Raw genomic sequence first — 13170 nt, forward strand, 5'->3', positions numbered from 1 at the left:
CTGACTGTCCTTATTGGCGTCAATACGGACAGTGCGGAATGGAACGACTTGAGATTATCGATAACGGCCGGCGGCGACGCTTCAGCAAAGAGATGAAGCTGCAGATTGTCGCCGAGAGCTATTCGGAACCTGGCTTGTGTGCGACGACGGCGCGGCGACATGGAATATCGCGTTCGCAGTTATATGAATGTCGCCGGCTCGCACGAGCGTGGCAACTGGATGTTGCGTCGCCTGTCGGTGGCTTTGTCCCGGCGCTGCTTGTCCCAGAGGTAGAGCCGGCAGCAGGGTCATTGCCGGCCGCCGGTCGGATGGAGGTTGTCAGCGCGAATGGTCGCCGTGTGATCGTGGACCGCGATGTCGACGTTGAAGCGCGGCTTCGGATCCTGCGTGGACTGGAGGCGCTGCGATGAATCCGTTTCCGATGGGAACAGGGGTCAAGGTCTGGCTTTCGACGGGCTATACGGACATGCGCTGTGGCTTTCCCGCCCTGGCGCTTCGGGTGCAGGCGGTTCTGCAGCATGATCCATTCTCAGGGCATCTCTTCGTCTTCCGGGGGCGCAGATCGGATATTTTGAAGATCATCTGGCATGATGGTCTGGGCGCCTGCCTTTTTACCCGGCGGCTGGAGAAGGGCCGGTTTATCTGGCCGAATATGGAGGGCGGTGTGGTAGCGATCTCACCGGCGTAATTGTCTTATCTGTTGTCCGGGATCGACTGGCGCAATCCGCAGGAAACCTGGCGTCCGACACGGGTCGGATAGCATTATTGCATTGAAAATATTGAGTGAATCTGATCGAATGGCTTCATGACTTCGAAGCCTGTGGATCTTCCTGCGGACCTTGCGAGCGCCTATCTGGCGCTGCTTTCCGAACGTGAGATGTTGCAGGCTGAAGTGATGTCGTTGTTGCCGAGCGCGACACCGTCGTCGCCGAGCGGGACATTGCGGTTGAGAAAGATGCTCAGAACTCGCCGGTCATCCACACGCGGCTTGCCGTGGCTTTTGGGAAAATACGGCGCAAGCCGCACCATTTACTCATCTGTTAGCCAGTAGAGGTGCTTCTAATCAATCTCCTTACGGAGCCTGAATCACATCAGACGCATCCAATCAATGGATCCTGACCGTAGGTCCGATAGTGATTCTTCTTGTGTCGGCACGATTTGTCAGTTCTTCTGAATGTGTGTGAGCGGATCGCTGATGATAATTGGGGCGCCTCGCCTTTATTGGCTACCCACTCGGAACATCGGCCGCACCGACTTTGGACGTGCCCATTTTATTCATCTATCGGAACGGTGTAGGAGACTTTGGTGCGGTCCATTACCACCATTGTGTTGAAACTTTTGATGTCAGGATTCTCGTAGAAGAAGCGGCGGGTAAACATCTCGTACTCTACCATGTCTCGCACGGAGATAATTAGAACAAAATCGGCTTCACCTGTCACATAGAATCCGCTCATGATCTCTGGCGTCTTCCTAATCGCTTGCTTAAATCGGTCGATGATATTCGAGCGATCGCGCTCAAGACTGATTGACACCAGCATGACCATGGGTCGCCCGACGGCGTCGGGCGACACGATAGAGACATCAGCCTCAATCACACCGTCATCGCGAAGCCGCTTGAGACGCCGCTGACAAGCGGTAGCCGAAAGTCCGGCAAGCTCCCCCAATTCTTCTGTGGTGAGGCGGTTGTTGTGCTGCACTGCATTAAGAATCTTTCGATCTATCCTATCCAGATCCATTGCCAAATCCTGCAGGTATGCGCTCGTCGGCGCAGAAAAAAAGCTCGGAGACGATATTTAGGGCGATTTGCTCCCCGAGGAAAGTCCAAATTGAGGGATTGTAAATGCTTTCCGCTGCATAAAGGCGCTTCCGGGAGCCTGCTCCATATGACCAGCGCTCCGGTAGCGGTCGCACGAAGTGGTCATCTCGATGCGGCAGGGGAGTGACACATCGGGTTAACTCCGAACTTGGTCCGCAAGCAGCAGCGTTGATCATAGAGCGCAGCCAGACGTTATCTCAGCACGAGGAAAAACTGCAAAAAAGCGATGCCTGCGCAGCAAAGCCTCAGCGGCATGCCAAAATAGCCCAGTTTTTGCACCGACAAAAGGATAATGTGAAGACATCAGCGACCGAGCTGGTTCTGCGCAATTGATAGCGCGGATATTCGAGCGAATTCCCTAACGCTGGACGCCGGTAAAGGTACCATCGTCCACCAATTTGACGAGCCGCTATGACTGGTACAGAAAGCAGTTTGCTTCCCTTGAACATCCTCCGGCACGAGTTTCCCGCAACCCAGAACTACGTTTACATGGACGTTGCAAATCAGGGGCTCATTTCGCGCACTACAAGGACGTCCTTTGAGCAGCATCTAGACAACCGATTGTACGGTGAAAACGACGAACTCCCTCAGCTGAAGGATGTCGAAAAAACCCGTGCCAGGTTTGCGAAGTTCGTCGGTGCTGACCGAGATGAAGTAGCGATTACAAAGAATGCGTCGGAGGGCATCAATATTATCGCCAACGCGATCGACTGGCGGCCCGGAGACCGCGTGGTGCTCTGCCCTCAATTGGAGCATGCCAACAACATCTTGCCCTGGCTGCAGGTTAAAGCGCTGCACAATATCGAGCTGAAAGTCGTTGAGCCGGACAACGGCGCAATCCCGGTCGACGCTATCATCGACGCGATCAATTCCAAGACGCGCGTGGTGGCTGTTTCCACTGCGACTATGGTTCCTGGCTTCCGGACGGTGACGAAACCGATAGCCGAAGCCTGCAGGCGATCAGGCGCTTTTCTTCTCGCCGATGGAACCCAGTCGGTCGGGATCCTCCACACCGATGTTTCCCAAATGGGGTTGGATGGCTTGGCAGTCTCGACTGTGAAAGGTCTCATGGGCCTTTATGGATCAGGATTTCTCTATTGCCGCCGGGAGTGGGCCGATCGTTTCAATCCCGCCTATCTTGCCCGTTTCAGCGTTGACCTTGGAAATGCGCCAGAATCTGCTCCCATCCTCAAAGCGGTCAAGCTGCGGGACGGGGCTCCTCGTTTTGATGTGGGCCATTACAACTTTCCAGGTATGATCGCTGCATATGCCTCCATGGGGCAAATGCTGGAGATTGGAACCGAAGCAATCGATAGGCACGTCACAGCGTTGGCCACGCGATTGGCTTCGGGGCTATTGGAGCTCGGACTGCCTGTCTGCGGGGGAGCCCCGGGCAAGCAAACGGGAAGTATTGTGGCGCTCGGCGACGTCGCCACGCTCTCCGGCGCTCAAGCGGCCGCACCCTTCGTTCAGGAACTACAGAGCTATCTTAACGAAAACAAAGTTCAAGTATCGTCCCGGCGCGGAATGCTCAGGTTCTCGCTTCATCTCTACAACACAGAGGACGAGGTCGATCAAGTTGTCGACCTGACAAGGAACTGGCTGAAGTAGTTCGCCGCGATATTGCACGGAAGCAGGAGAATTTATGTCATCGCTCAGCACAGATACCGTCGCGCTCCTTCAGGATCTCGTTAAGATTGAGAGCGTGAACCCGTCACTCTCGCCAAAGGGGAGCGGAGAACAGCGGGTTGCCGAATATCTCGAAAGGTTCTGTAAGGACCGACAACTTCCGTATGAGCTCCAACATGTAGTTGATGGCCGCTCCAACTTGTTGACTTGGGTGCCAGGAAAGGATCCTGATCGCCGCGTTCTTTTTGTAGCCCATATGGACACTGTGCCGACTGACAATTGGGCTTCTGATCCGTTTTCTGGTGAGCAGAGAGACGGTCGAGTCTACGGTCGAGGGAGTTGCGACACGAAAGGTTCCCTTTCGGCGATGTTGGTTGCCCTCACTAGCCTTGGAGGCCGCCAGCCCAATGCCACCATTGTGGTCGCCGCCAGTATCGATGAGGAGTATCGTAAGATCGGCGCTCGGGCAATCGCTCTCGCTGGCACGTCATATGATGCCGCAGTTGTGGGCGAACCAACCGAGCTGGAACTCGTGGTCGCGCATAAAGGCTCTGTTCGCTGGCAAATCGAAGTTCAGGGTGTCCCGGCACACACTTCGAAACCCCACCTTGGCATCAACGCAATAACGGGTATGGCCAAGGTCATTTTGGCACTTAACGAACACGGCCAGGACCTTGCCTCTCGCACGCAACCTTTGGTCAGCCCTCCGACTTTGACTGTAAGTCTTATAGAGGGTGGGCTGGAGCTGACGACCGTTCCTCCGTCGTGTCGCATCTGGGTGGATAGGCGCTTGGTTCCCGGCGAGCGACCAGACCAGGCGTTACAAGAAGTAGAGGATATATTGCAGACGTTGCGCGACCGAGAAAACATCAGCGTCCGCTCCTTGCTACCCGCGCTTGAAGACCCGGCTCCGGACAGTGCCGAGTCGAGCAAGATAGCAGCCGTGGCAGCGCAGGCCTGTGCGGATGTAGCCGGGACCGGTACATACGTCGGAGTTCCTTACGGGACAGATGCTAGTCAGCTGTCCCTGGCGGGAATCCCTTGCATCGTTCTGGGGCCAGGAAGTATCGATCGCGCTCATACGAACGATGAGTTCGTCGAATTGGACCAATTATCCAAGTCAGTAGAAATTTATCGACGTATCATGCTCAGTTACTAGACGCACACTCGATGCAGATTGGTGCTGTTTTCCCACCGCACCAGGTTTTTGACTTGACTTGGCCGGCAGCTGCTGGCCGAGTTCCGGTATCGAGCATTTGGTCGACTTGAGGTGCTGACCTGCCACGGGTTGTGATGCTGCGCGGCAGCCAGAAGGAAGTGACCGTCTGCTCGATGGCTTCCTCGACCAGCACCATTTGCCGAGCCCGGCAGCATGGTCGGTCTCGCTTCGGCGAGGTCGCGGCGATCATCGATCCAGCGCAGTTCCTGCAGGCAATCATCGCCGTGTTTGCGTGGCAAATGATCGAGGGCACGCCTATACACCTTCGCAAGCGTGGCCATTGCGCTCGCTCCGGAGCGCTGGCACCGATCGGACAACTCGGTGGAGAAGTGCCCGAACGATCCTGCGGCACGCTCAACTCCCGCTTACCGACCGGGCTAATCAGCGTGCGGCTGTAATGGCCGGACCGGTAGCCGAGCGGCTCGGCGTGCGTTCGCCATCGCTGCGCCCAAAGCCTTGTCTATTTCTGGCTTCCAGCACCTCCTGCATCACCGCCCGGATCACTTCCCGCAGCCCATAGGGATTTGAAAGCAGAATATCTTTGAGGCGTCGCTGGCGGCCTTATCTTCAGTCTTGGTCATGGTGGCGTCCTCGCGAGGGAAGCAGGTGACGTGGACATCACAAGCCTCCATAACCGTCCCTATCAGAGAAATTGCAAAACCTTAAGCACACTATCGCAAACCGCCGCTGAATTCGCATTTTTCTTGTCTACCCTTGTATCCGAGTCCCAGGCGCCATTGGTGAAGCACTCAAAGACATGCGACGATCCACACGGTGGGCTTAAGTCCATCGCGCGCAGGAACCATGCGCAAGGGTGAGCATTACGCAGCAATCCTGCGTAAAGCGCCCGTCAATCGCGTCAAGTCTCACTGATATCGCTGCTACTGTTCAGGATATAGCAGCTCCGACATCGAGGATGGGGTAAGATGAAAGTTCCTGGAATGAACGACGCCGTTGTGGAAAAAGATCTCGCTTTTCCCGTCGACGAATTTCAACGGCGTCTGAAAGTCGTCCGCCAAGAAATGACAGAAAGAGGGCTGGACCTTTTGGTCGTGAGCACGCCTGAAAACATCTACTACATGAGCGGCTATCACACCGTTGGATATTTCAGCAGCCAATTCCTGCTCATCCCCATTTCCGGGGACCCGGTTCACATTACACGCGGCATCGAAGAAACGAACGTCAAAGTGTTGTCTTGGATAGAGCAGTCTTCCAGCTACATGGACCATGAATCGCCGATCGAACTGCTGACCGACACGATCCGAACAATGGGCTATGCCGATGCGGTGATCGGCATTGAGAAAATCAGCTGGTTCTTGTCGATTGTCGACTACGAGCGCCTGAAGGAGATGCTCGGTGACGCAAAGTTCAAAGACGGCTCCTTCACCGTGGAAAGCTCGAGGGTCGTCAAGTCAGACCTCGAGTTGGACTATATTCGCCAAGCTGCACGCATTGCGGAAGTGGGCATGGAGATGGGCATATCTCAGATCCAGGCTGGCGCCAATGAAAACGACATTGCGGCGGAGATCCAGCGAGCCGTCACAAGTATGGGAAGCGAATATCCGGGATTGCCTGTTTTTGTCTCATCAGGCGTGCGCACAAGCCAGGCTCATGCGACATGGGCCGGGAGAAAGGTCCAAGAGGGTGATCCCGTCCTGCTGGAAATCTCCGGGTGTGTTCATCGCTACAGTGCTGCGCTAATGCGATTCATCTTGGTCAAACCGGCCAATCGCGAGATGGAGCGAATGGAAGAGGTGTCGCGTAAGGCGCTTGAAAAAATGATCAACGCCATTCGACCCGGGCGGCCGCTAGGCGAGGTCTGGAATGTTTGGTCGGCTGCTGTAACCGAGGGTGGCTATGAAGGCCGTTTTAAACGGACCGGGTACTCCATCGGCATCAATTTTCCGCCTGACTGGGGCGAAGGCTACATCCTTTCCTTCAAGCGCGGAGAAACGCGAACGTTGCGCCCCAACATGACGTTCCATATTCCTTCTCTGGTGAAGGTGTTCGGTTTTGCCGACGCGGGCACGAGCGAAACGGTCCGCGTCACGGAAACAGGGTGCGAAATATTAACGAATTTCCCTCGTCAACTTCACGTACGCTAACGGCGCGGACAGACCAGCGGGAAACCGAGGTGAAGCTACCCCAAAGACGCCCAGGAACTGCGCGTGGGCAAGAGGCTCTTGAGGAATGAGGTTGCCCCGGAAAAATCGCAGAAATTGTACTCTTAAGGTCACCTGATCTGCGGGCAACGCTTTCGCCAGCCGCTACCCGAGATAGTTCCTGGGTCTATAGAGTAAATGAAAGTCTGCGTTGTGTTGGCGCAGCTTGAAAGGATGCATACATGACAATCAATGTCAACGATATTAGCGAGAAGGACCGCAATTCGGTCCTACATCCCTTCACGCAGCTCAAGGATTTTGCGACCGGCAAGCTTGGCGAACCGACGATCGTAGAGACGGGGAAGGGGATTCGCATTCAGGATGCGCACGGCAAGCAGCTTATCGACGGCTTCGCCGGCCTCTATTGCGTTAATGTTGGCTACGGCCGCACCGAGGTTGCAGAGGCGATCTCGCGTCAGGCCTATCGGCTTGCCTATTACCATTCCTATGCCGCGCACACGACCGATGAACTTGCGCTCCTCTCCGATCGTCTTGTGAAGATGGCGCCGGGCAAGATGAGCAAGGTGTTCTACGGCATGTCCGGCTCAGACGCCAACGAGACCCAGGCCAAACTTGTCTGGTACTATAACAACCTGCGCGGCAAGCCAACGAAGAAGAAAATCATTTCGCGTGAGCGCGGCTATCACGGCTGCAGCGTCGTCTCCGGCTCGATGACCGGGATGAGCTTCTATCACGACCAGATGGACCTGCCGCTGCCGCAAATCGTCCATACCGGGGTGCCGCATCACTATTTGGGCGCCAACCCCGGCGAGACCGAACGCGAATTCTCCGCCCGCCGTGCTGCCGAGCTCGACGAGATGATCGAGACACTCGGTCCGGACAATGTCGGCGCCTTCATTGCTGAGCCGGTGCTTGGCACCGGCGGCATCACCCCGCCGCCGGAAGGCTACTGGGAAGCGATCCAGGCGGTACTTAGGAAGCACGATGTGCTGCTGATTGCCGACGAAGTGATCACCGGCTTTGGCCGCACCGGCTCAATGTTCGGCTCGCAGCACTACGGCATCGAACCGGACCTGATCACCGTCGCCAAGGGCCTGACCTCTGCCTATTTCCCGCTGTCGGCCGCGATCGTCGGCGAGAAGGTCTACAAGGTCATGGAAGAGGGAGCCGACAAGGTCGGCGCCTTCTCGCACGGCTACACCTATTCCGGCCATCCGATCGGCGCTGCTGCCGCCAATGCGGTTCTTGACATCGTCGAGAAGGAAAACCTGCCCGGTAACGCCCGTGAGGTCGGCGGCTATTTCCAGGCCCAGCTCAAGGAAAAGTTCGCGCAGCTGCCGATCGTCGGTGAAGTGCGTGGCGTTGGCCTGATGGGCGCCATCGAATTCGTCGGCGATCGCGACAACAAGAAGCGCTTCGATCCGTCGCTGAAGGTCGGTGCTCGCGTGTCCAAGGCCGCCCGCGACCGCAGTCTCATTGCCCGCGCGATGCCACATGGCGACATCCTTGGCTTTGCGCCGCCGCTCGTCACCACCAAGGCGGAGATCGACGAGATCGTCACCATTGCAGAAAAGGCGGTGCGCTCTGTCATGGACGAGCTCGTACGCGACGGCCAGAAGGTCTGAGTGAAGACGGCCGGGTCGCCTCGGCCGCACTATTCGCATCAAACGCATTCGGAACAGGGCAGGGGACCACCCCTTGCCCTGACCGATAAGCTCAACCGTCGCGCAGCACTGCTGCCACCATCAGGGAAGAGGAAGCCGGCCTATGACCGCTGCCAAACTTCATATCACGACCAGCTTGGCGCCGATCACCGTCCATAGCCCCTATGACGGATCTGTCCTCGGAACGATTGACGCGACGGATGCCAGCGAGATCGGTGAACTCATCGCCCGCGCCCGGCGCGGCGCCGAGCTGTCGCGGAACCTGCCACGGCACAAGCGGGCAAGCATTCTTGAGGAGGCAGCTCAGCTCATCGAGCGCCGTCGCGACGTCTTTGCCGAAACCATCGTGCGCGAGGCCGGAAAGACGATCGTCCAGGCGCGCAAGGAAGTGCTGCGCTGCGTCAATACGCTAAAGCTGTCGGCGGAAGAGGCCAAGCGCAACGCCGGCGAGATCGTGCCTTTCGACGCCTATACCGGATCGGAGCAGCGCCAGGGCTGGTTCACCCGCGAGCCGCTCGGCATCATCACGGCCATTACCCCCTACAACGATCCGCTCAATCTCGTCGCCCACAAGCTTGGCCCGGCGATTGCCGGCGGCAATGCGGTGCTGCTGAAGCCGTCGAACCTGTCGCCGTTTTCCGCGATCAGGCTCGTCGAGGTGCTTGTGGAAGCGGGCTTGCCGAAGGAGATCATCACCACCGTTCACGGTGACCGGGAATTGGTGACGGCTCTGATCTCTGAACGCGATGTGCGCATGGTCTCGTTCACCGGCGGCTTTGCCACCGGCGAGGCGATTAGCCGAAAGGCCGGCCTCAAGAAGCTCGCGATGGAACTCGGCGGTAATGCTCCTGTCATCATCATGGATGATTGCGATTTCGACAAAGCCGTCGAAGGCTGCGTCTCTGGCGCCTTCTGGGCCGCCGGCCAGAATTGCATCGGCGCCCAGCGTGTTCTCGTCCAGGCAGGACTTTACCAGCGGTTCCGCGACGCCTTTGTCACCGCCACGAAGAAGCTCAATGCCGGCGATCCGCTGCTTGAGGGTACCGATGTCGGTCCGATGATCTCGAAGGAGGTGGCCGAGCGCACCGAAGCCGCCGTCAATGACGCGATCGCCGTTGGTGCGAAACTGCTCTGTGGCCACAAGCGCGAGGGATCGCTCTACCACCCGACGGTTCTCGAAGGCACGCCGATGACTTGCCGCCTGTGGCAGGAAGAAGTGTTCGCCCCTGTCGTCATGCTCGCCCCGTTCGAGACGCTCGACGAAGCGATCGCAATGGCCAACGCTCCGGACTACAGCCTGCATGCCGGCATCTTCACCAGCAACCTCAATGTTGCGCTCGAGGCGGCGAACAGGATCGAGGCCGGGGGCGTCATGATCAACGACTCGTCGGATTATCGGTTCGACGCGATGCCCTTCGGCGGTTTCAAATATGGCAGCATGGGCAGGGAAGGCGTGCGCTTCGCCTACGAAGAAATGACCCAGCCAAAGGTGGTTTGCATCAATCGCGGGTGAACGAATTCACCCACCTTTAGGAGACAGGAAGCGACTGTCAAAACTCGGGTATAACGACTGAACTGTTCCAATTTAGGCCTCCCAAGGCAACCAGGCTGTCGCCGAACATAGTTTCTGCGCCAGCCATTTTCGCTTGCTGATAACGGCTTGTCAGAAATGGTTCAGGCAGCAAGTGTGCCTTTGAGCGGAATAACCCTTAGATGCGGTAGAAAGTCATGCGGGACGAAAGTCACTCTGCAACCAGTTCAAGGACTTTGGCGCCTTTCGATAACGGGGTGTTTCGTTCAATCTGGACAACCACACTAGTTTTAAGTGTGGGCTGGCTCGTCCACACAACCGCTTTCAGTTGGTTTGCTCAGCACGCTGCTATTCGAGATAAAGGGCCGGGACATCAAGAAGGGCTTGGCCACGCCTTGCATCGACAGCGGCATGGATCTGGCTTGAGGGGAAGAAAAGAGTGATGGCCGATACCACCTTCCAGCTTTGCGATGTCGCGCTTGAGGGCTCGTTCGGCAGCCGCAACATCCACATCGAACGGGAACGCGCGATCGCGGTCTATGATTTACTCGAGAAGAACACCTTCATTCCGGTCGGACATGACGGCGGTCCCTATCGTCTCAGCCTGGCGCTGGCGGACACAAGATTGGTAATGCATATCGCCACGGAGGAGGGGGCGCATGTCATGAGCCATTATTTGTCACTCACTCCTTTCCGCCGGCTCATCAAGGACTATACCCTCACCTGCGAGACCTTCTACGACGCCTTGGCGCTGGCGAGCCCCACCCGGTTCGAGGCCATCGACATGGGCCGGCGCGCCATACACAACGACGCCTCCGAACTTCTGAGAGAGCGACTTGCAGCGAAGGTGACAATCGACAAAGACACGGCCCGGCGATTATTTACTTTGATTTACGTGTTGCTCACCGCGGGCTACTGTAGCCTTGCGGGGATGGACACAACGGGTGCGACATCTCCTCACTCGCCAAAGGACTGGATCTGAAAAGCGAATCAGCCTTGTGGCCCTGCAGCATGCCGCGCCACGACAGCTTGCGGCAATCAATGGCACGTTGAAAAGGGGTAAGGCGGTGTGAACGACCAAAGGTCGCGGTCTCGGGGAACTCGGTGTCGGGATCGAGCCTGGCCAGATACCTCGCGAACGGGCGAAGGACCTTGAGGCGCCAGGCCCATGAGAAGGGACTGGCCCGTCTGGCCCGGCCTTGCACCCAGTTCAGGACGATATCGTTGGTGAGCGGGCCACTATGGCCGCGCTCGTCGGCGAACAAGGCGAAAGAGGTGATTTGGTGGCCCTCCATTCTGAGGGCGAAACCAAGGGCGCGGCGTTCGGACAAATAGTCCTTTGCCAGCGAGAGCATAGTGCGCGCGCCGGTCATTGTGCGCTCCCCGGCCAGGGTAGGGCCACGGCCGCAAGATTGGTCAGATCGACCTTTGCGTAGATGGCAGACGTGTCGAGGCTTCGATGCCGCAGGATGTCCGCAATCTCCTTCATCGGCGCGCCGGCGCGCAGAAGTCGGCTCGCCATGCTGTGGCGGAGAATGTGGACACCTGTCCCCGTCCATCCACATCTTCGGTAGCCGGCCAACCTACGCGACGATCTTCGGCCTGATCGCCGCTACGGGTCTGCGCCGATCAGAAGCGCTCCACCTGCGCTGCAGCGATGTACAATCTCGACGGAGCGTTCCTTACGGTTCGGAACACCAAGTTCCGCAAGTCCAGGCATCTGCCCAACCGACAAGACAATCTCGAGCTTCTGTTCGTCGCGCCACCGGCGCCGACGTTCCTGCCCAAGAATCTCGACACGCATCGCATACCTCGCCCAAGACACGTCGCTAGCGACGTCGTTAAAGCCCCGCCTCTCGATGCCAAATGTAGCCGAACGGAACGGAAAGTCGCAGTTCGCCACGGCGCGCCTTCGATCTGGCGGCATCGAGCATCCGTGCTCTCAGCACGCCCAGTTCGAACTCGCTGATACTGCCCTTCATTCCCAGCAGCAGCCGATCGTTGGGTCGACACGGATTGTAGACGCCGTCATGGTCAATGACGCGGGCTTCGACCAGGCCGCAGAGTTCGAGCAGGTGATGCCAGTCCCGACCGTTGCGCGCAAGCCGTGAAGCATCGAAGCATAAGACGGCACCAACTTGGCCAGCGCATAAAAGGGCGACAAGACGGTCGAAACCAGGGCGCGCGACAGTTCCGCTGGCAGAGCGCCCGAGGTCGTCGTCGATGGTCTCGATGTCGCTGAAGCCGTGTTGTCGCGCAACGTCAACAAGATGATATTGCCGTCGCTGGCTTTCCAGATTTGTCATGACCTGCGATTGCGAGGACTGCCGTACGTAGACGATGGCTTTGCGCGTGAGCAGCGCTGTCGGAATCAAATTAGTTGTTGCTCATCGGTAACCATCCGGCCAAGGCCGCGGGGCTTATGATTTCGGCTCATCTGCCATGATGCGTTCGATCTTTTCCGGATCACATTGCTCATCGAGAAGGAATTGGCGAATGCCGCCTTCCCAGGAGCGCACGTCGGCGAGGAACTCCTGCAGGCTCTCGATGCCGCGGTCGGTAAAGGTTGTGCTGCCCTCGTCGGTGCCGTCGTAGATATGGATCATCTCGCCGTAGTCGATGTTGTCGGAGTTGCTGGCGATTTCTTCAAGCAACTCGAGGTTCTCACCGATCACCGTGGCGACATATTCGATCGTGTAGACATGCGTCGGGCGCGCCATCAGGCCGCCACCTGCCGGGCGCTTCCGGCGGACCAGTTCCACGGCAATAGTTCCGGCAGCCTTGATACTGGAAGGCTGGGCATGCGGGCGAGCACGTCCGCCAGCCAGGCCTGCGGATCGATATCGTTCATCTTTGCCGAGACGATCAGGGAATACATGAAGGCAGCTCGTTCGCCTCCGCGCTGTGAACCGGCGAATAGCCATGCCTTTCTTCCCAGAGCCATTGCCCGTTCATTCTGCCCATGTCGGTCAGGAATTGGAGGTTCATTACCGTTGGCATCCCTATTTTGGCCGCAAGGTCAGTGTGCGGCGGGTAGAGCATCGAGCGACGGGCCAATTTTTTAAGGTGCAAGGTCCATCGGGTCTCGTAGTTTCGATGGCTGCCTGGATGCTTGATCCGGTGGTTTGCGCCGGGATGACGCTGGGCGCGCCACAGGTCGATCTCTTGGCATTGTCCGATCTGAAGAG

Annotated in this window: 12 protein-coding genes and 4 pseudogenes; 9 read left to right on the top strand and 7 right to left on the bottom strand. The window is 57.6% G+C overall.

What is annotated here, in order from left to right:
- The first annotated feature begins 38 nt into the window (after positions 1-38).
- Positions 39-410, top strand: a complete 372-nt coding sequence (locus RHIBR816_RS36915) for a transposase (RefSeq protein ID WP_084811396.1) — start codon at positions 39-41, stop codon at positions 408-410.
- Positions 407-688: an IS66 family insertion sequence element accessory protein TnpB gene (gene tnpB / locus RHIBR816_RS35140; protein ID WP_018240880.1), complete on the top strand. Its 282-nt coding sequence runs from the start codon at positions 407-409 to the stop codon at positions 686-688. Before RHIBR816_RS36915 ends, tnpB begins: the two co-directional genes overlap by 4 nt.
- Before the next feature lie 251 nt (positions 689-939).
- On the opposite strand, the pseudogene RHIBR816_RS37835 reads toward tnpB, so the two are convergent.
- Positions 940-1029: pseudogene (locus RHIBR816_RS37835) on the bottom strand (IS5/IS1182 family transposase); the annotation flags it as partial.
- Between the two features lie 242 nt (positions 1030-1271).
- Positions 1272-1736 carry an Lrp/AsnC family transcriptional regulator gene (locus RHIBR816_RS0133135; RefSeq protein ID WP_018240882.1) on the bottom strand — a complete coding sequence of 155 codons (465 nt, stop codon included), beginning with the start codon at positions 1734-1736 and terminating at the stop codon, positions 1272-1274.
- Between the two features lie 491 nt (positions 1737-2227).
- On the opposite strand from RHIBR816_RS0133135, the gene RHIBR816_RS0133140 reads away from it, so the two are divergent.
- Entirely contained in the window at positions 2228-3427 is a 1200-nt protein-coding gene (locus tag RHIBR816_RS0133140; protein WP_018240883.1) for an aminotransferase class V-fold PLP-dependent enzyme, read from the top strand.
- Between the two features lie 34 nt (positions 3428-3461).
- On the top strand, positions 3462-4604 hold the full coding sequence (locus RHIBR816_RS0133145; RefSeq protein WP_026187714.1) for a M20 family metallopeptidase: 1143 nt from the start codon (positions 3462-3464) through the stop codon (positions 4602-4604).
- A 139-nt stretch (positions 4605-4743) separates the two neighbouring features.
- Here the strand turns inward: RHIBR816_RS0133145 and RHIBR816_RS37335 are convergent.
- Positions 4744-5245 (bottom strand): annotated as a pseudogene (locus RHIBR816_RS37335) (transposase); the annotation flags it as partial.
- Positions 5246-5590: 345 nt separating this feature from the next.
- Between RHIBR816_RS37335 and RHIBR816_RS0133160 the strand changes: the two are divergent.
- The 5 genes from RHIBR816_RS0133160 to RHIBR816_RS35150 all read left to right on the top strand — a co-directional run bounded on the left by RHIBR816_RS0133160 (position 5591) and on the right by RHIBR816_RS35150 (position 10964).
- Positions 5591-6769, top strand: a complete 1179-nt coding sequence (locus RHIBR816_RS0133160; RefSeq protein ID WP_026187715.1) for a Xaa-Pro peptidase family protein — start codon at positions 5591-5593, stop codon at positions 6767-6769.
- Between the two features lie 239 nt (positions 6770-7008).
- Positions 7009-8412: an aspartate aminotransferase family protein gene (locus RHIBR816_RS0133165; RefSeq protein WP_018240889.1), complete on the top strand. Its 1404-nt coding sequence runs from the start codon at positions 7009-7011 to the stop codon at positions 8410-8412.
- Positions 8413-8554: 142 nt separating this feature from the next.
- Entirely contained in the window at positions 8555-9964 is a 1410-nt protein-coding gene (locus RHIBR816_RS0133170) for an aldehyde dehydrogenase family protein (RefSeq protein WP_018240890.1), read from the top strand.
- 215 nt (positions 9965-10179) lie between these two features.
- Entirely contained in the window at positions 10180-10425 is a 246-nt protein-coding gene (locus tag RHIBR816_RS39140) for an MFS transporter (RefSeq protein ID WP_157628314.1), read from the top strand.
- Positions 10425-10964, top strand: coding sequence for a UPF0262 family protein (locus RHIBR816_RS35150; protein ID WP_018240891.1), 540 nt, complete (start codon positions 10425-10427; stop codon positions 10962-10964). Before RHIBR816_RS39140 ends, RHIBR816_RS35150 begins: the two co-directional genes overlap by 1 nt.
- A gap of 387 nt (positions 10965-11351) precedes the next feature.
- Here the strand turns inward: RHIBR816_RS35150 and RHIBR816_RS38945 are convergent, their stop codons facing one another.
- The 4 genes and pseudogenes from RHIBR816_RS38945 to RHIBR816_RS0133200 all read right to left on the bottom strand — a co-directional run.
- The gene (locus RHIBR816_RS38945; RefSeq protein WP_157628315.1) at positions 11352-11564 is read right to left on the bottom strand and encodes a tyrosine-type recombinase/integrase; all 213 of its coding nucleotides are present in this window, start codon (positions 11562-11564) and stop codon (positions 11352-11354) included.
- Between the two features lie 262 nt (positions 11565-11826).
- Positions 11827-12357: pseudogene (locus RHIBR816_RS0133190) on the bottom strand (recombinase family protein); the annotation flags it as partial.
- A 45-nt stretch (positions 12358-12402) separates the two neighbouring features.
- Positions 12403-12702: a hypothetical protein gene (locus tag RHIBR816_RS0133195; RefSeq protein ID WP_018240895.1), complete on the bottom strand. Its 300-nt coding sequence runs from the start codon at positions 12700-12702 to the stop codon at positions 12403-12405.
- Positions 12702-12932, bottom strand: a pseudogene (locus tag RHIBR816_RS0133200) (transposase domain-containing protein); the annotation flags it as partial. The pseudogene RHIBR816_RS0133200 and the gene RHIBR816_RS0133195, both read right to left, overlap by 1 nt.
- Positions 12933-13170: the final 238 nt, after the last annotated feature.

The organism is Ensifer sp. BR816, assembly GCF_000378985.1.
Lineage (GTDB): Bacteria > Pseudomonadota > Alphaproteobacteria > Rhizobiales > Rhizobiaceae > Sinorhizobium.